At 68.3% G+C, this 21155-nt stretch carries 19 protein-coding genes and 2 pseudogenes; 20 read left to right on the top strand and 1 reads right to left on the bottom strand.

Annotated features, from left to right (window positions below):
• The first annotated feature begins 11 nt into the window (after positions 1-11).
• Positions 12-1562 carry a signal recognition particle protein gene (gene ffh, locus ACFWP7_RS10075; RefSeq protein WP_384378914.1) on the top strand — a complete coding sequence of 517 codons (1551 nt, stop codon included), beginning with the start codon at positions 12-14 and terminating at the stop codon, positions 1560-1562.
• A 121-nt stretch (positions 1563-1683) separates the two neighbouring features.
• Positions 1684-3609, top strand: coding sequence for an ATP-dependent zinc metalloprotease FtsH (gene ftsH / locus ACFWP7_RS10070; protein ID WP_384378911.1), 1926 nt, complete (start codon positions 1684-1686; stop codon positions 3607-3609).
• Between the two features lie 207 nt (positions 3610-3816).
• Here the strand turns inward: ftsH and ACFWP7_RS10065 are convergent, their stop codons facing one another.
• On the bottom strand, positions 3817-4674 hold the full coding sequence (locus ACFWP7_RS10065) for an SAM-dependent methyltransferase (RefSeq protein ID WP_384378908.1): 858 nt from the start codon (positions 4672-4674) through the stop codon (positions 3817-3819).
• 199 nt (positions 4675-4873) lie between these two features.
• On the opposite strand from ACFWP7_RS10065, the gene proS reads away from it, so the two are divergent.
• The 18 genes and pseudogenes from proS (at position 4874) to ACFWP7_RS09975 (ending at position 21129) form a co-directional block, all read left to right on the top strand.
• Positions 4874-6289, top strand: a complete 1416-nt coding sequence (gene proS / locus ACFWP7_RS10060; RefSeq protein ID WP_384378905.1) for a proline--tRNA ligase — start codon at positions 4874-4876, stop codon at positions 6287-6289.
• A gap of 250 nt (positions 6290-6539) precedes the next feature.
• On the top strand, positions 6540-7142 hold the full coding sequence (locus ACFWP7_RS10055) for a hypothetical protein (RefSeq protein WP_384378902.1): 603 nt from the start codon (positions 6540-6542) through the stop codon (positions 7140-7142).
• Positions 7143-7466: 324 nt separating this feature from the next.
• The gene (gene rpsP / locus ACFWP7_RS10050; RefSeq protein WP_384378899.1) at positions 7467-7886 is read left to right on the top strand and encodes a 30S ribosomal protein S16; all 420 of its coding nucleotides are present in this window, start codon (positions 7467-7469) and stop codon (positions 7884-7886) included.
• Positions 7887-7888: 2 nt separating this feature from the next.
• Complete coding sequence (locus ACFWP7_RS10045; protein WP_005479813.1) at positions 7889-8128, top strand: RNA-binding protein; 240 nt, start codon at positions 7889-7891, stop codon at positions 8126-8128.
• An 84-nt stretch (positions 8129-8212) separates the two neighbouring features.
• A complete protein-coding gene (gene rimM / locus ACFWP7_RS10040; RefSeq protein ID WP_384378896.1) occupies positions 8213-8785 on the top strand; it encodes a ribosome maturation factor RimM in 573 nt (190 codons plus the stop codon).
• Complete coding sequence (gene trmD, locus ACFWP7_RS10035) at positions 8782-9603, top strand: tRNA (guanosine(37)-N1)-methyltransferase TrmD (RefSeq protein WP_384378893.1); 822 nt, start codon at positions 8782-8784, stop codon at positions 9601-9603. Before rimM ends, trmD begins: the two co-directional genes overlap by 4 nt.
• Before the next feature lie 132 nt (positions 9604-9735).
• Positions 9736-10086, top strand: coding sequence for a 50S ribosomal protein L19 (gene rplS, locus ACFWP7_RS10030; protein WP_384378890.1), 351 nt, complete (start codon positions 9736-9738; stop codon positions 10084-10086).
• Positions 10087-10131: 45 nt separating this feature from the next.
• Complete coding sequence (gene lepB / locus ACFWP7_RS10025) at positions 10132-10848, top strand: signal peptidase I (protein WP_384378887.1); 717 nt, start codon at positions 10132-10134, stop codon at positions 10846-10848.
• A pseudogene (gene lepB, locus ACFWP7_RS10020) lies at positions 10841-11926 on the top strand (signal peptidase I); the annotation flags it as partial. The gene lepB (ACFWP7_RS10025) and the pseudogene lepB (ACFWP7_RS10020), both read left to right, overlap by 8 nt.
• Positions 11817-12752 carry a signal peptidase I gene (gene lepB, locus ACFWP7_RS10015; RefSeq protein ID WP_384378884.1) on the top strand — a complete coding sequence of 312 codons (936 nt, stop codon included), beginning with the start codon at positions 11817-11819 and terminating at the stop codon, positions 12750-12752. The pseudogene lepB (ACFWP7_RS10020) and the gene lepB (ACFWP7_RS10015), both read left to right, overlap by 110 nt.
• A gap of 166 nt (positions 12753-12918) precedes the next feature.
• Positions 12919-13692, top strand: coding sequence for a signal peptidase I (gene lepB, locus ACFWP7_RS10010; RefSeq protein ID WP_384378881.1), 774 nt, complete (start codon positions 12919-12921; stop codon positions 13690-13692).
• On the top strand, positions 13682-14242 hold the full coding sequence (locus ACFWP7_RS10005) for an NUDIX hydrolase (RefSeq protein ID WP_384378878.1): 561 nt from the start codon (positions 13682-13684) through the stop codon (positions 14240-14242). Before lepB (ACFWP7_RS10010) ends, ACFWP7_RS10005 begins: the two co-directional genes overlap by 11 nt.
• Positions 14243-14297: 55 nt before the next feature.
• Positions 14298-14606, top strand: coding sequence for a DUF2469 domain-containing protein (locus ACFWP7_RS10000; RefSeq protein WP_003965949.1), 309 nt, complete (start codon positions 14298-14300; stop codon positions 14604-14606).
• A gap of 151 nt (positions 14607-14757) precedes the next feature.
• The gene (locus ACFWP7_RS09995) at positions 14758-15132 is read left to right on the top strand and encodes a YraN family protein (protein ID WP_384378875.1); all 375 of its coding nucleotides are present in this window, start codon (positions 14758-14760) and stop codon (positions 15130-15132) included.
• Positions 15132-16754 carry a YifB family Mg chelatase-like AAA ATPase gene (locus ACFWP7_RS09990; protein WP_384378872.1) on the top strand — a complete coding sequence of 541 codons (1623 nt, stop codon included), beginning with the start codon at positions 15132-15134 and terminating at the stop codon, positions 16752-16754. The genes ACFWP7_RS09995 and ACFWP7_RS09990 overlap by 1 nt, the downstream gene beginning before the upstream one ends.
• A pseudogene (locus ACFWP7_RS09985) lies at positions 16754-17404 on the top strand (DNA-processing protein DprA); the annotation flags it as partial. The gene ACFWP7_RS09990 and the pseudogene ACFWP7_RS09985, both read left to right, overlap by 1 nt.
• A 55-nt stretch (positions 17405-17459) precedes the next feature.
• Positions 17460-18659, top strand: a complete 1200-nt coding sequence (locus ACFWP7_RS09980) for a tyrosine-type recombinase/integrase (protein WP_384378869.1) — start codon at positions 17460-17462, stop codon at positions 18657-18659.
• On the top strand, positions 18652-21129 hold the full coding sequence (locus ACFWP7_RS09975) for a tyrosine-type recombinase/integrase (protein ID WP_384378866.1): 2478 nt from the start codon (positions 18652-18654) through the stop codon (positions 21127-21129). The genes ACFWP7_RS09980 and ACFWP7_RS09975 overlap by 8 nt, the downstream gene beginning before the upstream one ends.
• Positions 21130-21155 lie beyond the last annotated feature (26 nt).

Here is a 21155-nt window from a genome sequence, read left to right as displayed (position 1 = left end):
AGACGAGCGCCGTGTTCGATACTCTCTCCGATCGCCTCTCAGCGACGTTCAAGAACCTGCGGGGCAAGGGCCGGCTGTCCGAAGCTGACATCGACGCCACCGCACGCGAGATCCGTATCGCGCTCCTCGAAGCCGACGTCGCCCTGCCGGTCGTGCGGACCTTCATCAAGAACGTCAAGGAACGCGCTCTCGGCGCCGAGGTCTCCAAGGCGCTGAACCCGGCCCAGCAGGTCCTGAAGGTCGTGAACGAGGAACTCGTCACGATCCTCGGCGGCGAGACCCGCCGGCTCCGGTTCGCCAAGAACCCGCCCACCGTCATCATGCTGGCGGGTCTGCAGGGCGCCGGTAAGACCACGCTCGCGGGCAAGCTCGGCAAGTGGCTGAAGGACCAGGGCCACTCGCCGCTCCTTGTCGCCGCCGACCTCCAGCGTCCGAACGCCGTGACCCAGCTCAGCGTCGTCGCCGAGCGCGCGGGCGTCGCCGTCTACGCGCCCGAGCCGGGCAACGGCGTCGGTGACCCGGTCAAGGTCGCCAAGGACTCCATCGAGTTCGCCAAGCAGAAGGTCCACGACATCGTGATCGTGGACACCGCGGGCCGCCTGGGTATCGACCAGGAACTGATGCGGCAGGCCGCGGACATCAGGGATGCCGTCAGCCCGGACGAGATCCTCTTCGTCGTCGACGCGATGATCGGCCAGGACGCGGTCAACACCGCGGAGTCCTTCCGTGACGGTGTCGGCTTCGACGGTGTGGTGCTCTCCAAGCTCGACGGCGACGCCCGGGGCGGCGCGGCCCTCTCCATCGCGTCGGTCACCGGCAAGCCGATCATGTTCGCGTCGAACGGCGAGAAGCTCGACGACTTCGACGCGTTCCACCCGGACCGGATGGCCTCCCGAATCCTCGACATGGGTGACCTGCTCACCCTGATCGAGCAGGCGGAGAAGACGTTCAGCCAAGAAGAGGCCCAGGAGATGGCCTCGAAGCTGGCGTCCAAGAAGGGCCAGGACTTCACGCTCGACGACTTCCTCGCCCAGATGGAACAGGTCCGGAAGATGGGCAGCATCAGCAAGCTGCTCGGCATGCTCCCGGGCATGGGCCAGATCAAGGACCAGATCGCCAACCTCGACGAGCGCGATGTCGACCGCACGGCCGCGATCATCAAGTCGATGACCCCGGGCGAGCGCCACGAGCCGACGATCATCAACGGCTCGCGCCGCGCCCGTATCGCCAAGGGCTCCGGCGTCGACGTCAGCGCGGTCAAGGGCCTGGTCGAGCGCTTCTTCGAGGCACGCAAGATGATGTCCCGCATGGCCCAGGGCGGCGGAATGCCGGGCATGCCCGGGGTGCCGGGCATGGGTGGTGGTCCGGGCCGCACCAAGAAGAAGCAGAAGCAGGCCAAGGGCAAGCAGCGCTCCGGCAACCCGATGAAGCGCAAGCAGGAGGAGGCGGAGGCCGCGGCCCGCCGCGAGGCCGGTGCCCAGCCGGGCGGCGCCCTCGGACTGCCCCAGCAGGCGCCCCAGGACTTCGAGCTGCCGGACGAGTTCAAGAAGTTCATGGGCTGACGGTTCGTCGCGTGCGGGATTCTTTTCTCGTACGACACTGGGGGCGCCCCTTCTCTTAGGGGGCGCCCCCAGTGCGTTCTCTGCGGGTGCTGGCGCTCTTTTCCTGTCGTAACGTCCGGATATGAGCAACCCTGTGCCGCCACGCAAAACCCATGACCAGCCGTGGCGTACCGAGGGCACTCCGCCCGAGCCGACGCCGCCGCCTTCCGGCAGGAGGAAGATGCCCGGCGGCTGGGGCGGTCTGATCCTCACCGCCCTGGTCGTGTACCTGATCGCCAACCTGGTGCTGTCCTTCTTCAACGACGGTGACGAGCCGACGATCTCGTACACGGAGTTCAGCAAGCAGGTCGACGACGGCAACGTCACCAAGATCTACTCCACGGGCGACGCGATCCAGGGCCAGCTCAAGAACGCCCTGGACAACCCGGAGGGCGACGGGAAGTACACCAAGTTCAAGACCCAGCGGCCGTCCTTCGCGGACGACCAGCTCTGGGAGAACCTGGACAAGCACAACGTCACGGTGACCGCCGAGCCGGTGGTCCAGCAGCGCAGCTTCCTGTCCAACCTGCTGATCTCGCTCGCGCCGATGCTGCTGCTCGTCGTCCTGTGGATCTTCATCGCCCGGCGGATGAGAGCCGGCATGGGCGGCGCGGGCGGCATGCTCGGCCGCAAGGCACCGCCGAAACCGGTCGAGCTGCAGCCCGGCGCCCAGCGCACGACGTTCGCCGACGTGGCCGGGATCGACGAGGTCGAGGGCGAGCTGAACGACGTCGTGGACTTCCTCAAGAACCCCGACGAGTACCGGAAGATGGGCGCCAAGATGCCCCGTGGGGTGCTGCTGGCCGGCCCTCCCGGCACCGGCAAGACGCTGCTCGCGCGGGCGGTCGCGGGGGAGGCGGGTGTGCCGTTCTTCTCGGCCTCGGCGTCCGAGTTCATCGAGATGATCGTGGGCGTGGGCGCGTCCCGGGTCCGCGAACTGTTCGGGGAGGCCCGCAAGGTGGCCCCCTCCATCATCTTCATCGACGAGATCGACACGATCGGGCGGGCGCGGGCCGGCGGTTCGGGCATGGGCGGCCACGACGAGCGCGAGCAGACACTGAACCAGATCCTGACCGAGATGGACGGCTTCTCGGGCTCGGAGGGCGTCATCGTCATCGCGGCGACGAACCGCGCGGACATCCTGGACCCGGCGCTCACCCGCCCCGGCCGCTTCGACCGCGTCGTCAACGTCTCGCCACCCGACCGTGGCGGCCGCCAGGCCATCCTGGAGATCCACACCCGGGGGATTCCGCTGGCCCCGGACGTGGATCTGGCCCAGGTGGCCCGTTCGACCCCGGGCATGACCGGCGCCGATCTGGCCAACCTCGCCAACGAGGCCGCGCTCCTCGCCGTCAAGCGGAAGCAGGACCAGGTCACGCGGGCGGACCTCTCCGAAGCGCTCGAAAAGGTGCAACTGGGCGCCGAACGGCCCCTGGTGATGCCCGACGAGGAACGCCGCCGGACCGCCTATCACGAGAGCGGCCATGCTCTCCTCGGCATGCTCCAGCCCGGCGCCGACCCCGTCCGCAAGATCACCATCGTCCCGCGCGGGCGCGCTCTCGGCGTCACGCTCTCCACCCCGGACGCGGACCGGTACGCGTACACGGAGGAGTATCTGCGCGGTCGCATCATCGGCGCCCTGGGAGGCATGGCCGCCGAACACGTCGTCTACGGAGTCGTCACGACGGGTTCGGAGAACGACCTGGAGCAGGTCACGAACCTCGCGCGCGGCATGGTCGCCCGCTGGGGCATGAGTGAACGCGTGGGTCGGCTCTCCGCCCTCCCGAACGACGCCCAGCAGGCCTACGGTCTCTCCGCCGCCCCGGCGACCCTCGACTCGATCGACCACGAGATGCGCCGCATTGTCGACGAGTGCTACGAGGAGGCGTGCCAGAAGCTCCGCGATCACCGGGGGCAGCTGGACGCCCTGGCCGAGGCGTTGCTGGCGAACGAGACGCTGGAGGAGGCGGACGCGTACCGGATCGCGGGGGTGAAGCGGCTGGCTTAGGTGGTGGTTTTTCGCCCCCTCCGCCCCTGCCCGTCCCGTACCTGGGCGCTGCCCCCTGGACCCCCGCTCCTCAAACGCCGGAGGGGCTATCTCCAGCCCGTTCGGCGTTTGAGGACGAGCGCGTTCAGCGCGATGCGGGGCTCTGGGGGCGGCAGCCCCCAGGTACGGGACGGGTAGGGGCGGAGGGGGCGAAAAACGTCTGTCATCTCACCTTGTGCGGGCGATCAGGTAGCGGAAGACGTTCGGCATCCACACCGCTCCGTCCCGCCGCCGGTGGGGATGGAGCGCCTCCCGGAGCTCCTTGTCGACCTGCGCCTCGTCCGTCGCACCGACCGCCGCGTCGAACAGCCCGGTCGACAACAACCCCCGCACCGCGCTGTCCACATCGGCATACCCGAACGGACAGGCGACCCGCCCCGACCCGTCCGGCCTGAGCCCGGCCCGCTGGGCGACCTCCTCGAGGTCGTCACGACGGGCGGCCCGCCAACTGCCCGCCGCCCGCAGGGGGTCGGCCAGCTTGGTGGCGACCCGCAGCACGGACGAGGTGGCGCACCGTTCCGGCGGCCCCCACCCGGCGAGTACCACGGCCGTCCCCCGTTCGGCGAGCGGTGTCGCCGAGTCCAGGAGTTCGGCGAGTCCTTCGGAGTCGCCGGCCGCACACCCGATGGGCTCGAGGGCGGTGATCAGGTTGAACGGAGGTACCGCCGCGTCGGCCACGTCTTCGGGGACGCCGTCGACGAGGCGGGTGTCCGCACGCACGCGCGTGCCCCACGTCCGGGGCAGTAACCGCTCCCGCGCGAGGGCCACTCGTTGGGGGGAACCGAAGTCGACACCGGTGACCGCGGCGCCCCGCGAGGCCGCCATCAGAAGGGCGAGCCCGGAGCCACAGCGCAGGCCGAGCAGCCGCGTTCCGCTGCCCACTTCGAGTCGCTCATAGACGGCCTCATGGAGCGGCACCAGCATGCGCTCCTGGATCTCGGCCCAGTCACGCGCGCGTGCACACGGGTCCACCCGGGGCACCGGCCCCGCGTGAGGTAGGTCCTGCCGCACGAGCGTAGGTGTCATAGAAAGCGCCCCAATCCGCCGAGAGTTGCCGCTGCGCCCCGTTACCCCGACCCCCGTGACAGTGCGCCGCACTCCCCCGTATGCCAGGAAACTCCGCACTCGACGTGCCGTCCAGGGGTTGAGGCGCCCGGTTTGGGCGTCAAGGTGTGCGCTCGGTAAGAATTCACATCCCGGCAACGTGGGCCCGTACCATCGCGCCATGGCCAAGGCACCTGTTCTCACGCCCCAGGCGGACGATTTCCCGCGCTGGTACCAGGACCTGATCAACAAGGCCGAGCTGGCCGACAACGGTCCGGTGCGCGGAACCATGGTCATCCGACCGTACGGATACGCGCTGTGGGAGCGGATGCAGCAGGAGATGGACGCCCGTATCAAGGAAGCGGGTGCCCAGAACGCGTACTTCCCGCTCTTCATCCCGCAGTCGTACCTGACGAGGGAGGCCGAGCACGTCGAGGGCTTCGCCCCGGAGCTCGCGGTCGTCACGCACGGCGGCGGCAAGGAGCTGGAGGAGCCGATCGTCGTCCGCCCCACCTCCGAGACGATCATCAACGAATACTTCTCCAAGTGGGTGCAGAGCTACCGTGACCTGCCGCTGCTGATCAACCAGTGGGCGAACGTGGTCCGTTGGGAGATGCGCCCACGCGTGTTCCTCCGTACGACCGAGTTCCTGTGGCAGGAAGGGCACACCGCCCACGCCACGTACGAGGAGGCCAGGGACTACGCCGCGTACATCCACGAGAAGGTGTACGCCGACTTCATGGTCAACGTCCTCGGGATCGACGTCGTACTCGGGCGCAAGACGGCGAGCGAGCGGTTCGCCGGAGCCATCAACACCCTCACGCTCGAAGCGATGATGGCCGACGGCAAGGCCCTTCAGATGGGCACCAGTCACGAGCTCGGGCAGAACTTCGCGAAGGCCTTCCACACCCGGTTCCTGTCCAGGGACGGCCGGCAGGAGCTCGTCTGGCAGACCTCCTGGGGGTCGTCCACCCGCATGGTGGGCGGCCTGATCATGTCGCACGGTGATGACAACGGGTTGCGGGTGCCGCCACGGCTCGCCGCCGTGCAGGCCGTCGTCCTCGCGATCAAGGGCGACGATGCGGTTCTGGCCAAGGTCCGCGAAATCGGCGATCGGTTGAAGGCGGCAGGCGTGCGGGTGCACGTGGACGACCGCACGGACACGCCTTTCGGGCGCCGCGCCGTCGACTGGGAGCTCAAGGGAGTGCCTGTACGCATCGAGCTCGGACCCCGTGACCTGGAGAACGGCACCGTGATGCTGGTCCGTCGTATCCGCGGCGGCAAGGAGCCGGTGTCGATCGACAGCCTCGCCGCCCTGCTTCCCGCCGTCCTCGAAGAGGACCAGGCGTTGCTTCTCGAGCAGTCGCGCGCGCGGCGTGAGTCCCGGACGGCGGAGGTGTCGACGGTCGAGGAGGCCGTCGAGGCGGCGGTGGCCGGCGGCTGGGCGCGCATTCCGTGGGCCGACCTCGGCGAAGAGGGCGAGGCCAGACTGGCCGAACACTCCGTGACCGTACGGTGTCTGATCGCTGCGGACGGGTCGGTGCCCGACTCCGACGATTCACCCGGTAACGTCGCAGTCGTGGCGCGCGCGTACTAGGTTTGCCCAACTGCGACCGAAACGCCTCTTGCGCATCTGATGACCACAGGTGCCCCGTGGCGCGGACCTCGTCTACGCGCAGGGGCGTACGGGTGTCTACGTACCGGCTAGGTATGAACTGTGAGGCTTCTCCGCAGATCAGCGCACCCGCCCTCGTCCGGACGCATCAGCGGCAACTGACGGGTACGTGCAAATTATTTGAGATGCCCCGGAATAGGAACACGGCGGTACCCCCGCTCGTTGTCATTACGTGAGCACGACACAGACACCACCTGTTCTCGCCGCAGAGCTGGCAGAGGCGTGGGCCGAGATTCAGCGGTACCACCCCGAGTTGCCGGACCTTGCCGCGCCAGAGTCCCTGATCGGGGAGTCGTCGTCCGCCTGCGGGCACGAGCTCTCCTTCGAGCGACTGCTTCATGAGGCAGTCCATGGCATCGCAGCCGCGCGCGGAGTCCGCGACACCTCGCGCGCCGGCCGCTACCACAACCGCAGATTCCTCGCGATCGCCGAGGAGTTGGGCCTGGACCACCCGGAGGAGCCACACCCCAGCAGTGGCTTCTCGCTGGTCATGCTCAACCCCGAGGCGAAACGACGCTACCGCCCGACCATCGAGCGGCTGCAGCGCTCCCTCAAGGCGCACACCGTCGCGACCGCCGCGGACACGGCCCGCAGTTTCCGGGGCCCGGCCGCCAGACACGGCTCCTCCGGAGGAGGCGTGCGAGTGAAGGCGGTGTGCGACTGCGGCCGCAACGTACGAGTCGTTCCGTCGGTGCTGGCACAGGCGCCGATCGTGTGCGGGGGGTGCGGCAAACCGTTCCGAATCCCTGAGGTGGTCGGCGCGGCGGCCGGCTGAGGCGGTATCCCGTTAGGCGCCGGGTGCGCGGTGGGCCCGGTGGGTTTCAGTCGGTTTCGACGGTGAGCGGCGGCACCTCGTGGGTGCCGGAACACACGGTCGTGATCCGGCTCGTCCCGGCGCCGGGAGCCGTCGTGCCCAGGTAAGGACGTCACCGGGGTCCGGTCGCCCGCCAGGGTGTGGCAGAATGGCCAGCTGTACTCGACAGCCGCATAGGACCCCTCTCTCCTCCGGCTGACGCGTCCATCGGGCACTCGGGTACCGCAACCCCACGCGGCCATCTCGCCGTGCCCAACCACGTCAAGACCAGGAGAGACCACTCCCGTGGCAGTCAAGATCAAGCTGAAGCGTCTGGGCAAGATCCGTTCGCCTCACTACCGCATCGTCGTCGCCGACTCCCGTACCCGCCGTGACGGCAGGGCCATCGAGGAGATCGGCCTGTACCACCCGGTGCAGAACCCCTCGCGCATCGAGGTCGACACCGAGCGTGCGCAGTACTGGCTGGGTGTCGGCGCGCAGCCGACCGAGCCGGTTCTCGCCATCCTCAAGCTGACCGGCGACTGGCAGAAGTACAAGGGCCTGCCCGCCCCGGCTCCGCTGCTCGTGGCCGAGCCGAAGGCCGCGCGCCCGCTGTTCGAAGCCCTCGGTGGCGAAGAGGCGGGCAAGGGTGAGGCCATCACCCAGAAGAAGAAGGCTGAGAAGAAGGACGAGGCTCCGGCCGCGTCCGAGTCGACCGAGGCCTGAGCATGCTCGAGGAGGCTCTCGAGCACCTCGTGAAGGGCATTGTCGACAACCCCGACGATGTGCAGGTCGCCTCGCGTGACCTGCGCCGTGGGCGCGTTCTCGAGGTCCGGGTCCACCCCGACGACCTCGGCAAGGTGATCGGCCGCAACGGCCGCACCGCACGCGCTCTGCGTACCGTCGTGGGTGCTATCGGCGGCCGCGGTGTCCGCGTCGACCTTGTCGACGTGGATCACGTTCGCTGACGTACACGCAGCACCGGCTCGGGCCGGGGAGGGCCTTTCGGGCCGTCCCCGGCCCGTAGTCGTACTGACAGGAGATCAAGCACAGTGCAGCTGGTAGTCGCTCGCGTCGGCCGTGCCCATGGCATCAAGGGCGAGGTCACCGTGGAGGTACGTACGGACGAGCCGGAACTCAGGCTCGGGCCCGGTGCCGTCCTGCTCACCGACCCGGCCTCCGCCGGACCGCTGACCATCGAGACGGGTCGCGTCCACAGCGGCCGTCTCCTGCTGCGCTTCGAAGGCGTCCGCGACCGGACCGCCGCCGAGGCGCTGCGCAACACCCTGCTCATCGCCGAGGTCGACCCCGACGACAAGCCCGAGGACCCGGACGAGTACTACGACCACCAGCTGATGGACCTGGACGTGGTCACGCTCGACGGCACCGAGGTCGGGCGGATCACCGAGATCTCCCATCTGCCGTCACAGGACCTCTTCGTGGTCGAGCGGCCGGACGGGACCGAGGTGCTGATCCCGTTCGTCGAGGCGATCGTCACCGAGATCGACCTGGAGGAGCAGCGGGCGGTCATCGACCCGCCGCCGGGGCTCATCGACGACCAGGCCGCCAGCGACGAAGTCGCTGATGGAAACAGCGCCGCCTCGTCGGAGGACGAGAACGGATGAGGCTCGACGTCGTCACGATCTTCCCCGAGTACCTGGAGCCCCTGAACGTCTCGCTGGTCGGCAAGGCACGCGCGCGTGGACAGCTGAAAGTGCACGTGCATGATCTTCGGGAGTGGGCGTACGACCGCCACAACACGGTCGACGACACCCCCTACGGCGGCGGCCCCGGCATGGTCATGAAGACCGATCCCTGGGGCGACGCCCTGGACTCCGTGCTCGCTGAGGGCTACGAGACGGGCTCGCACGGGCCCGTGCTGGTCGTGCCCACCCCCAGTGGACGCCCCTTCACCCAGGAGCTCGCCGTCGAGCTCTCCGAGCGCCCCTGGCTCGTCTTCACGCCCGCCCGCTACGAGGGCATCGACCGCCGGGTCGTCGACGAGTACGCGACGCGGATGCCCGTCTACGAGGTGTCCATCGGGGACTACGTACTGGCCGGCGGTGAAGCGGCCGTACTCGTCGTCACGGAGGCCGTGGCCCGGCTGCTGCCGGGTGTCCTCGGCAACGCGGAGTCGCACCGGGACGACTCCTTCGCGCCCGGGGCCATGGCCGACCTTCTGGAGGGGCCGATCTACACCAAGCCTCCTCAGTGGCGCGGCCGCGGGATCCCCGAGGTGCTCCTCAGCGGTCACCACAGGAAGATCGCCCGCTGGCGCCGGGACGAGGCGCTGCGGCGTACGACCGCCAACCGGCCCGACCTCATCGAGCGCTGCGATCCCTCGGCCTTCGACAAGAAGGACCGCGAAATGCTCTCGATCCTGGGCTGGGAGCCCGGGCCCGAGGGCCGATTTTGGCGCAGGCCAGAGGCCGTGGAACAATAGGGGGCTGTTGTGCGTCGTCCGGCGTGCGCCCCTGCCACAGGGGGACATGACGCCCGCCCCGGCGGAGACAGCACCTCTTTTGGAAACGACTTCCGTTGATGACCTGTGGCATCAGCGAAGAAAGCAGACAAAATGGCTCACTTGCTCGACTCCGTCGACAGCGCGTCGCTGCGCACCGACATCCCGGCCTTCCGTCCGGGTGACACCGTCAACGTCCACGTCCGCGTCATCGAGGGCAACCGCTCCCGTGTGCAGCAGTTCAAGGGCGTAGTCATCCGCCGTCAGGGCGCCGGTGTCCGTGAGACCTTCACGGTTCGCAAGGTCTCCTTCTCCGTGGGCGTGGAGCGCACCTTCCCGGTGCACACCCCGATCGTCGAGAAGATCGAGCTCGTCTCCCGCGGTGCCGTGCGTCGCGCCAAGCTGTACTACCTGCGCGACCTGCGCGGCAAGGCCGCGAAGATCAAGGAGAAGCGCGACAACTGAGCTCGCGGGAGTGTTCATATCGGGGCCGGATAGCATCTGGCTCCGATGAACACCGAAGCACAGCACACGGAGCGCGACCGCTCCTCCCGTCCTGGTGTGTCCGAGGAGATCTCGGACACAGAGGGACCGGAGGGACGGTCGCGTTTCGCTTTGGTGGCCCGTGTCGCGGACTGGCTCCCAGGTGGGCGGATCACTCTCACCGCGCTGGCCTGCCTGCTCTTTCTGCTCCTTTTCAGCACCTTTGTGATGCAGCCCTTCCAGATTCCCAGCGGCTCCATGGAGCTCGGATTGAGGGTTGGCGACCGCGTTCTCGTAAATAAGTTGGCGTACCGTTTCGGTGCCGAGCCGCAGCGGGGTGACGTCGTTGTGTTCGACGGAACCGGGTACTTCGGAAACGCCGACTACATCAAGCGCGTTGTCGGTGTGGGGGGAGACCATGTGGTCTGCTGCGACAAGGAGGGGAGGGTCGAGGTGAACGGCCGGTCGGTCGACGAGTCGACGTTTCTGTACCCGGGGGACAGTCCGTCCGACGTGCCCTTCGACGTCGTCGTGCCCGACGGAACCCTCTTCCTCCTCGGCGACCATCGCAGCAACTCCCGCGATTCCCGCGACCATCTGGGGTCACCGGGAGGCGGCATGATCCCCGTCGGTGACGTCATCGGCAGAGCGGACTGGATCGCCTGGCCCGCGGACCACTGGACCCGGCTGACGCGTCCCGGTGCCTACGCGCGCGTGCCCGCCGCGGACGGTGCCCATGGGTAACCGCGGTAAGCAGCGCGGAGTTTCCAGCCATCCGGCCGACAACCTGCTGCCGACCGGGACCCGGCGCGCGTCCGGTGGAGCGGCCCGCCCCAGCCGTGTCGAGCGGCGCAAGCTGGCTCGCAAGATCAAGCGGCGCAGGCGGCGTTCCTCGGTCAAGGAGATACCCCTCCTCGTCGGCGTCGCGGTGCTCATAGCCCTGGTCCTGAAGACCTTCCTGGTCCAGGCGTTCGTGATCCCGTCGGGCTCCATGGAGAACACGATCCAGATCGGCGACCGGGTTCTGGTCGACAAGTTCACCCCGTGGTTCGGCTCCAAGCCCCAGCGCGGCGACGTCGTCGTCTTCCAGGACCCGGGCGGCTGGCTCACCGCGGAGGAGACCAAGAAGGCGGACGACCCCGTCGTCGTCAAGCAGCTCAAGCAAGGGCTCACCTTCATCGGTCTGCTGCCGTCCGACAACGAGCAGGACCTCATCAAGCGGGTCGTCGGGGTCGGCGGCGACACGGTCAAGTGCTGTGACGCGCAAGGGCGGGTGACCGTCAACGGATCGCCGCTGAGTGAGCCGTACATCCTCGCCGGCGACAAACCCTCCGACTTCGCGTTCGAGGTGAAGGTGCCCGAGGGGCGCCTGTGGGTCATGGGCGATCACCGGTCCAACTCCGCGGACTCCCGTTACCACCGCACCGACCAGTACGGCGGCACCGTCTCCGAGGACTCCATCGTCGGCCGGGCCATGATCATCGCCTGGCCCATCGGGCACTGGACACGCCTGGAGGAGCCGGGGACCTACGCCTCGGTGGCCGACGGGCCCGGAGATGCGAACTCCGCTCTTCTCACGTCGCATAGGGTGGCCCCTGCGGATCTAGACGGATTGATCCCGCTCCCGAGCCCTGCGGAACTCCCGCTCGTTATGGGAGTGGTGGGCCTGCGACGAATCCGACGCGGGCTGCGGCACGGAGTGAGGAGTGGATGTGGGGGATGTGGCGGTCGGCGCACGGTCCGGACACGAAGGTCCCGAAGGGCGGCCCGAGCGGCCCGACGACTCGGCTGCCCCGGCTGTAGACGCCGAAATCTCCGAGAGCGGGTCCGTGGACGACAACGCGGAGCAGGAGCGCGCGGAGCAGGACGAGCAGGCGAGGAAACAGAAGCAGCGCTCCTTCTGGAAGGAGCTGCCGATCCTGATCGGCATCGCCCTGGTGCTCGCGCTGCTCATCAAGACCTTCCTGGTCCAGGCGTTCTCGATCCCCTCGGACTCGATGCAGAACACCCTCCAGCAGGGTGACCGCGTTCTCGTCGACAAGCTGACCCCGTGGTTCGGTTCCGAGCCGGAGCGTGGCGAGGTCGTCGTCTTCCACGATCCCGACGCCTGGCTGGCCGGCGAGCCCGCGGCCAACCCGAACGCCCTGCAGACGGTTCTCAGCTGGATCGGTCTCATGCCGTCCGCCGAGGAGAAGGACCTCATCAAGCGGGTCATCGGGGTCGGCGGCGACACCATCGAGTGCAAGGGCACCGGACCGCTGACGGTCAACGGCAAAGCGTTGAACGAGCCGTACGTGTACCCCGGGAACACCCCGTGCAGTGTCGATGAGGAGGGCGGCCAGTTCAAGGTCACCGTTCCCACCGGCAAAATCTGGGTAATGGGCGACCACCGTCAGAACTCACGGGACTCGCGCTACAACCAGACGGACAAGAACCACGGCATGGTCCCGGTGAACGAGGTCGTCGGGCGCGCCATCGTGAGGGCGTGGCCCATCAACCGCTGGGGCACCCTCCCGGTTCCGGACACCTTCGACCAGTCCGGCATCAACACCAAGGCGGCGGCCGCCATCACCTCGCCGGGCGCCGTGGCGCTCGTAGGGGCTGTGCCGCTGGTCGTGGCGCGGCGCCGGCGCAAGGCGTCGCAGTAGCGCACAGGAGTTCCTCCTGGGGCCGGTGTGCTCGGATTCGTCCGGGCGCACCGGCCCTGCCGTTTGTACGGGGGTCCTGCGCGCCGTGAGGAGTCGGTGGGGCCCGTGTGCGTGATCCGGACCATGGGCTGACCTCCGCCCGTACCCCCGGGTAAGGTGCCGATCCATGGGTGGCGAGAGCTCGACAGGTACGGCCGCGCGTGGCGGCACACGCAATACCTCGGCAGGTGGCCGGACCGGAGAGGTGCTGTCCGGGGTCGCTGTCGCGCTGGGCCTTGTGCTGTTCCTCGGCGGGTTCATCTGGGGGGCGGTGGTCTACCGGCCGTACACCGTGCCCACGAGGTCGATGACGCCGACGATCGACGCGGGGGATCACGTGCTGGCACAACGCGTCGACGGCGCGGACATCCGGCGCGGCGATGTCGTCGTCTTCAAAGAGGCCAGCTGGGGCGACGTGCCGATGGTCAAGCGCGTGGTCGCCGTCGGCGGCGACGAGGTCGCCTGCTGCACGGACGGGAAGCTGACCGTCAACGGGAAGCAGATCGAGGAACCGTATCTCCCCAAGGGCTCTGCGGCCGAGGTCACGAGCATCCCGACCGTGAAGGTTCCGGACGGCAACCTGTTCCTGCTCGGTGACGAGCGCAGCGGCTCCCTGGACTCCACCGCCCATCTGACCGACGCCGCCAGCGGAACCGTGCCGCGCAGCGCCGTCGAGGGGCGGGTCGACGCCGTGGCCTGGCCCATGAACGGCATGCTCGCGCGACCGACCGGCTTCGAGACACTGGGCGGCCTCTCCGAGCCGGGACCGCTGCGCCTGATCGTCGGTGCGGTGGTGGCAGGCGCGGTGCTGGTCCTGGGTGGTGCCGCGTACGGTCCGCTCGCCAAGAAGCGCGCGGCTCGGCGCGGCCGGGCTCGGACGGAGCTCGCCGGTGTCCGCTGAGGTGTCGTACGGCGGGGGTCCGCACGACGAGGGGACCGCGGCCCCCGACGAGTACGCGGGCGGACTGCGCCGGGTCGCCCGGGTGGTGCTGCTCGACCCCGACGAGCGGATTCTGCTGCTCCATGGGCATGAGCCGGACGACCCCTCGGACGACTGGTGGTTCACGCCCGGCGGCGGCCTGGAGGGTGACGAGACACGCGCGGAGGCCGCACTGCGGGAGCTCGCGGAGGAGACCGGAATCACCGAGGTCGAGCTGGGCCCGGTGCTGTGGCGGCGGAAGTGCTCCTTCCCGTTCGCGGGGCGCCGCTGGGACCAGGACGAGTGGTACTACCTGGCCCGTACGGCCGCTACGGCCCACACGACGCCGGTTGCCACCGGGCTGACGGAGCTGGAACGGCGCAGTGTCGCCGGAGCGCGTTGGTGGACGTGCCAGGAACTTAACCAGGCACATGAGACGGTGTATCCGACCAGACTCGCCGAGCTGCTGCGCAGGGTGCTCGACGAGGGTCCCCCGGCCACACCCGAGGTCCTCGACACCGAAATCGTCTAGGGGCTCCCGGGGCTGGCGCACAATAGGGGGACGCACGGCTGAAGGGGAACATGCCATGAGCGCCGAGGACCTCGAGAAGTACGAGACCGAGATGGAGCTGAAGCTCTATCGGGAGTATCGCGATGTCGTCGGTCTGTTCAAATATGTGATCGAGACCGAACGGCGCTTCTACCTCACCAATGACTACGAGATGCAGGTGCACTCGGTCCAGGGCGAGGTGTTTTTCGAGGTATCCATGGCGGATGCCTGGGTGTGGGACATGTACAGGCCCGCTCGCTTCGTGAAGCAGGTAAGGGTACTCACGTTCAAGGACGTGAATATCGAGGAGCTGAACAAGAGCGATCTGGAGCTGCCGGGCGGTTGATGACGCGGGGTGGCTGCTCGTCGGGCGTCCGTTCGTGGGGCGGGCGCCCGCTCGTGTGGGTGACGGAGTTTTCCACAGTCGGCCGTCCGTCCACCAAGATCCAATAGCGAGCTGAAGTGGCCGCAATGTTGGCGCCGGAGGTGGTGCCGACATGAACACACGCAACGCACAACGCAGCGCACTCGGCAGGTACGGCGAGGATCTGGCCGCACGGCGGCTGACCGAGACCGGGATGACGGTCCTGGCGCGCAACTGGCGCGCCGGCAGGACCGGCGAGATCGACATCGTGGCCCGCGACGGCGACGCACTGGTCGTCTGCGAGGTCAAGACCCGCAAGGCGGGGGCCTTCGAGCACCCGATGGCGGCCGTCACGACGGCCAAGGCGCAACGCCTGCGGAGCCTGGCCGAACGCTGGCTACAGGAACACGGCGGAGCCCCACCGGGCGGCGTCCGCATCGATCTGATCGGCGTCGTCCTTCCCGACCGCGGTGCGCCCGTGGTCGAGCATGCGCGGGGGGTGGCCTGATGGGGTTCGCGCGTACGTGCTCAGTGGCTCTGGTCGGTGTCGAGGGCGTCGTCGTGGAGGTCCAGGCGGACCTGGAACCCGGCGTCGCGGCGTTCACCCTGGTGGGGCTGCCGGACAAGAGCCTGACGGAGAGCAAGGACCGGGTCCGGGCGGCCGTGGTGAATTCCGGGGCCCCGTGGCCGCAGAAGAAGCTGACGGTGGGGCTGAGCCCGGCGTCGGTGCCCAAGAGCGGCAGCGGGTTTGATCTTGCTGTGGCGTCGGCGGTGCTCGGGGCTTCCGAGCGGATCGACCCACGCGTGCTCTCCGACATCGTGATGATCGGGGAGCTCGGCCTGGACGGGCGGGTCCGGCCGGTACGCGGAGTCCTGCCGGCGGTCCTGGCCGCCGCGAATGCGGGATACGAACAGATCGTGGTGCCGGAGTGCGCGGCAGCAGAAGCCTCATTGGTGCCGGGGATCTCCGTACTTGGCGTCCGCAGCCTGCGCCAGCTGATCGCCGTGCTCACGGACGAACCGGTGCCCGAGGAGGATCCGGACGAGCAGGGGCGGCCGGATCCGCTGCTGGCCGGACTGCGGATGCCGGGCACGGGCGAGGCGACCGGCCTGTGCGGCATGACTGTGCCGGAACACGACCAGGGACACGACCTTGCCGACGTCGTCGGCCAGATGTCGGCGCGCACCGCCATGGAGGTCGCGGCCGCCGGAGGTCACCACGTCATTCTCCAAGGGCCGCCCGGCGCGGGCAAGACCATGCTCGCCGAGCGGATGCCTTCCCTCCTGCCTCGCCTCAGCAGGCAGGAATCCCTGGAGGTGACGGCGATCCACTCGGTGGCGGGACTACTGCCACCGGGCAAGCCGATGGTGGAGATCCCGCCGTACTGCGCGCCACACCACTCGGCGACGATGCAGTCCCTCGTCGGTGGCGGCAAGGGCCTCGCCCGACCCGGCGCGGTGTCTCTTTCGCACAGGGGTGTTCTTTTTCTGGATGAAGCACCCGAGTTCAGCGGTTTTGTTCTCGACGCCCTGCGGCAGCCCTTGGAAGCGGGGCATGTCGTGATCGCGCGCAGCGCCGGTGTCGTGCGGTTTCCGGCGAAGTTCCTGATGGTCCTCGCGGCCAACCCCTGCCCCTGCGGGCGGTTCAGCGTGGCGAACGACATCTGCGAGTGCCCGCCCTCCTCCGTCCGCCGGTACCAGTCCAGGCTCTCCGGCCCGCTGATCGACCGGATCGATCTGCGGGTCGAGGTCGAGCCGGTCACCCGGTCCGAACTGACGGCGGCCGGCGCGCTGGGCGAGTCGACACGGACGGTGGCCGACCGGGTGAGTGCCGCTCGCGAGCGTTCCGGCGCGCGGCTGACCGGCACTCCGTGGCACACGAACAGCGAGATGCCGGGGCGTGAACTGCGCAGCCGCTGGCAGGCACTGCCCGGAGCGATGGACGAGGCCGAGCGTGGACTGGAGCGAGGTGTGCTGACCGCACGCGGTCTGGACCGTGTTCTCCGGGTCGCCTGGACCGTGGCCGACCTCGCGGGCCACGATCGACCCGACGCCGGGGACGTGGCCCTGGCCCTGCAACTGCGCACCGGGGTCCCCCGCGGGGTGCCGATGATGATCGGCTCACGGTGATGACGTACGACGAACGTATGGCCCGCGTCGCCCTCGCGCGGGTCTTCGAACCCGGCGACGAGCTCGGCGGGCGGTGGCTGCGGGAGCTCGGAGCGGTGGAGGTGGTGCGGCGGCTCGTGGAGGGACGGGAGCCGCCGCCCGGGGCGAGCGCGCAGCGCTGGGAGGGGCTGCGGGGGCGGGTCGCGCGGATGCAGCCCGAGCGGGACCTGGCCCAGGCGCAGGATGCAGGCGCGAGATTCATCTGCCCCGGAGAGCCACAGTGGCCCGTGCAGCTCGACGATCTGGGCGACGCCAGGCCCACGGGACTCTGGGTCCGAGGGCAGCCCAGTCTACGGATATGGGCACTGCGCTCCGTCGCCGTCGTCGGAGCCCGGGCGTGCACCGAGTACGGCGCACATATGGCGGCCACGCTGGGCGCGGGGCTCGCGGAGCGGGGCTGGGTGGTGGTGTCGGGCGGCGCGTACGGCGTGGACGGCGCCGCACATCGAGGTGCCCTCGGGGCGGGCGGCGCCACCGTCGCGGTGCTGGCCTGCGGCGTCGACAAGCCCTACCCGCGCGGGCACACCGAGTTGATCACCAGAATCGCCGAACAGGGGCTGGTGGTGGGGGAGTTGCCGCCCGGGGATCACCCCACGCCGAGCAGGTGTGTTAACTGCACCTTCTCTGGCTCGTTAGGCGGGGTGATCCCCAGTCCTAAGGAGAGCCGTGCAAGACCTCCACCGTGAGCTGATCGAGGGACGAGTCACCGTGCCCCGCGTTGGCTCCGTCGTCGAGTTGATGACCACGCACCCCAGGCATGCCGTCCTCGATGCCTCCGGCGTTGCCGCCGAGCCCGTGGTGCCGTATCTGCGGAATCTCGCACTTGATGACAACCGGCCGCTGACCGGCCGGAGTTACGCCTACGACATGCTGCGCTGGTTCCGGCTGCTGTGGTTTCTCGGGGTGCCGTGGGACCGTGCAACCGAGGCTGAAGCGTCCGCACTGGTGGGTTGGCTTCGAATCGCCGAGAACCCGCAGCGCCGCCGCAGGAATCGGAATGCTCCGGCGCCCGGCTCGGTCAACCCCCGGACCGGCAAGCGGTACCTCAAGGCCGGCTACGCACCGACGACGATCAACCACAACCTCACGGTGGTCTCTGGCTTCTATGCCTTCCACCAGCACCACAATCGCGGTCCACTGGTGAATCCGGTCCCGGAATCGGCCGCGGCCCGCCGGGCCCTGGGACACCTTGATCCCGATGCCGCCGCTCCACCGTTCCGACGGGCCCGCTTGCGTCAGCGGGTCCGGCAGACCGACCCACGAGCGATCCCGGACGCGATGTGGGACGAGCTCTTCGCGGCCATGACGCACGACCGGGACCGGGCCGCCGTCCTGCTCTACGTCTCCAGCGGCTCCCGGGCCAGCGAACTACTGGGGGTAACTCCCGGTGACATCGATTGGGCTGGCCAGTTGATCTACGTGGTGACCAAGGGCACCGACGACCGCGAACCGGTCCCGGTCAGCCCGCAGGCTCTGGTCATTCTGGCCGCTTATCTCGACCAGGCAGGCCTGCCTCCGGTCCACGAGCCGGTCTTCCGAACTCGCCGGGGCCCCGACAAGTCACTGAGTTACTGGGCGATGCGGCGGATCATCCAGCGCGCGAACGACAAGCTCAAGACGAATTGGACCCTGCACGACCTGCGGCACACAGCCGCGGACCGGATGGCCAATGATCCGAGCCTCAATCTTGCCCAGGTCCGCGCGATCATGCGGCACGTCGATCTGGCGACCACTAGCCGCTACCTCAACGCCCGTGTTGAGGACCTCTTCGACGCTTTGCAGGCGCACTACAACCGGCCTCGCATCGAACGGCGTTTCGCGCCTGGCTACGACCCTGACGACTTCAAGGCGGTATTCGGTGGTTAATCGGACGACTGTCGAGACCTACACCGTCCGCAGCCGACGGCTGAACTACAGCGAGACGAACAGGCCGCAGCCACCGACGAGATTCATTCGCGCCGAGGACCAAGCAGCGCCAGCCCCGCGTCCCGAGCATCCGCCAGTACCGTTCGGGGATCTGTCGGCGGCCTCCATCGAGGACCTGTGCCAGTTGGCCACGGAGATCCTCCGCGGGCAGACGAAGTCGAGAGGGGAGAAGCGTCGGAAGGGAATCCGCCTGCTGTTCGGCCACCTGGGGGTCCTGCCCGGGGACACGTGGCAGGAGCGTTGGGAAGCCAGTGGCTTCAACGACGAGAACGCTCCCTCGGTCAGCACCCTGGCCAGGCCGGAAGTTCGCTATGACAGCAGCAATCTGAGCTCCGCGCTGAAGATGGCGTTCGGCCTGCGGGTGATCCAGCCGTCGCTGTCGGGCTTCAGAGCGAACAGGTTCGGGGACTATGCGGAGCCGTTCCGAGAACTCCAGCGGGACTCGAAACTCGACGACTTCTTCGCCGCGGTCGACTCCCAGCCCGAGATGAGTCCCCTGAACCGGCTACGGGTGAAGTTCGACGTGACTTGCGCACTGACCACGCAGGGCATTGCCCTCAGGGACCTGACGCCGTCGGCGCTCCTGCACTACTCGCTGGAGAACAAGCGGCTCGGCCTCTTCCACGGCAGCAAGAACGGGGACCGCACGCGCTTTGGTGCGCTTGCTGCATGGGAGGTGCTCCACAGCACGGGGCACTTCCCGCACGGCACTCCACCGACCTTGCGGATGTTCATCTACAACGGCCAGAAGACCGTCGAGGAGCTCGTCGACAGCTACGACATCAAGAACGCGAGCATCCGCCAGCTCCTGATCGACTACCTGGCCCGTCGCCGGTCCGACACCGACTACATCACCCTCCAAGCCCTGGCCCGCAACCTGGCCAGCCTGTTCTGGGTGAGCATCGAGAAGATCAACCCTGGTCAGAAGGATCTTGCGCTCAGCCAGGAGGTCTACGACCAATGGAGAGCGGACCTCCGGTACTGGACGAACGATAAGACGAAAGTCCGCAAGCACTTCGAGTCGATCCTGCTTGCCGTTCGTGGCTTCTACGTCGACCTCCACAGCTGGGCCATCGCTGAGCCGGAGAGATGGGCCCAGTGGGTCACTCCGTGCCCGATCATGCCGCGCGATCTTAAAGGCTTCGGGAAGCGCCGTCGTGAGAACCACCGGAACATGGCCGACCGCACGCGCGTCCGCCAGCCCCTGCTGTCGGTGCTTGTCCAGCATGTTGAATCGCGGCACGAGCACTTGGCCGCGTTGCTTGAGGCCGGCCGGAGTGTTCCCTTGGGCGGTGAGTTCACCCTCAAGGGCCAGCGCTACAGTCGCACCGACTCCCGCGCGGACCGTCGCCGAGCAAGGCTCCTCGAAGAATTGTCCGTCAGAGTCATTGATCATGGCATCGGCGAAACGATCAACGTGACCATGGCGGAGGACACTGCGTTCTGGGAATGGGTGTCCGTCGAGCTGTTGCGGCACAGCGGTATCCGGGTCGAGGAACTGACGGAACTGACTCACCTCAGCATTCGTCAATACCAGCGGCCAAACGGCGAGGTCATCGCCCTGCTCGTGGTGGCACCGTCGAAGACCGATCGGGAGCGCGTGATCCCGATGTCCGCCGAGCTCTTCCATGCAGTCGCCCAGATTGTGAGGCGCCAGACACCAGGCCGGGAGCCGATCCCGCTGGTCAGCCGTTACGACCCTCACGAAAGGGTCTGGTCGGAGCCGATGCCCTTCCTGCTTCAACGCCAGATCGGCACAGTGCGGGGAGTTGTGGCCGCCGGCACGGTCCTCAAGATGCTGGGCCGTACCTGCAAGGAGATCGCCAAGACGAACAAGGCCTTCGCCGGTATGACGTTCACGCCGCACGACTTCCGCAGGCTCTTCGCCACTGAGGTCGTCAACGGCGGCCTGCCCATCCACATCGGAGCCGCTCTACTTGGGCACCTGAATCTCCAGACCACTCAGGGTTACGTCGCTGTCTTTGCCGAGGACATCGTCGGGCACTACCAGGAGTTCCTCAGCAACCGCCGGGCCCAGCGGCCCGAGGGCGAATACGGCGACGTCACCCCCGCGGAGTGGGCCGAGTTCGAGGAGCACTTCGACAAGCGCAGGGTCGAGCTCGGCAACTGTGCTCGCCCCTATGGAACCCCCTGTCAGCACGAGCACGCCTGCATCCGCTGCCCGATGCTCCAGATCAATCCACAAATGGTCGCGCGCCTGGACGAACTGGAGGAAGATCTACAGGTCAGGCGAAAGCGGGCGGAGGCCGAGCAGTGGCTTGGTGAGATCGACGGCATCGACCTGACGCTGACGTTCCTGCGCGCCAAGCGCGACGAGGCCCAACGGCTCAGCCGACGCGGTCCCGTCATCCTCGGCCTGCCTCGTTCACGTCCTCCGGAGCCCGAATGACCACGCCTGCGAACCCGCTGACCCCT

The sequence above is a fragment of the Streptomyces sp. NPDC058470 genome (assembly GCF_042721055.1).
Lineage (GTDB): Bacteria > Actinomycetota > Actinomycetes > Streptomycetales > Streptomycetaceae > Streptomyces.
Note: the sequence above shows the minus strand (reverse complement) of the source record. Positions and strands in the feature narration are given on the sequence as shown.

Bases quoted from the DNA above. Each gene is read 5' to 3' on its own strand.
- lepB (WP_384378881.1), top strand. From the start codon at position 12,919: ATGGGTGGCGAGAGCTCGACAGGTACGGCCGCGCGTGGCGGCACACGC.
- proS (WP_384378905.1), top strand. From the start codon at position 4,874: ATGGCCAAGGCACCTGTTCTCACGCCCCAGGCGGACGATTTCCCGCGC.
- rplS (WP_384378890.1), top strand. From the start codon at position 9,736: ATGGCTCACTTGCTCGACTCCGTCGACAGCGCGTCGCTGCGCACCGAC.
- ACFWP7_RS10065 (WP_384378908.1), bottom strand. From the start codon at position 4,674: ATGACACCTACGCTCGTGCGGCAGGACCTACCTCACGCGGGGCCGGTG.
- ACFWP7_RS10045 (WP_005479813.1), top strand. From the start codon at position 7,889: ATGCTCGAGGAGGCTCTCGAGCACCTCGTGAAGGGCATTGTCGACAAC.
- ACFWP7_RS09995 (WP_384378875.1), top strand. From the start codon at position 14,758: ATGAACACACGCAACGCACAACGCAGCGCACTCGGCAGGTACGGCGAG.
- trmD (WP_384378893.1), top strand. From the start codon at position 8,782: ATGAGGCTCGACGTCGTCACGATCTTCCCCGAGTACCTGGAGCCCCTG.
- lepB (WP_384378887.1), top strand. From the start codon at position 10,132: ATGAACACCGAAGCACAGCACACGGAGCGCGACCGCTCCTCCCGTCCT.
- ACFWP7_RS09990 (WP_384378872.1), top strand. From the start codon at position 15,132: ATGGGGTTCGCGCGTACGTGCTCAGTGGCTCTGGTCGGTGTCGAGGGC.
- ftsH (WP_384378911.1), top strand. From the start codon at position 1,684: ATGAGCAACCCTGTGCCGCCACGCAAAACCCATGACCAGCCGTGGCGT.
- ACFWP7_RS10000 (WP_003965949.1), top strand. From the start codon at position 14,298: ATGAGCGCCGAGGACCTCGAGAAGTACGAGACCGAGATGGAGCTGAAG.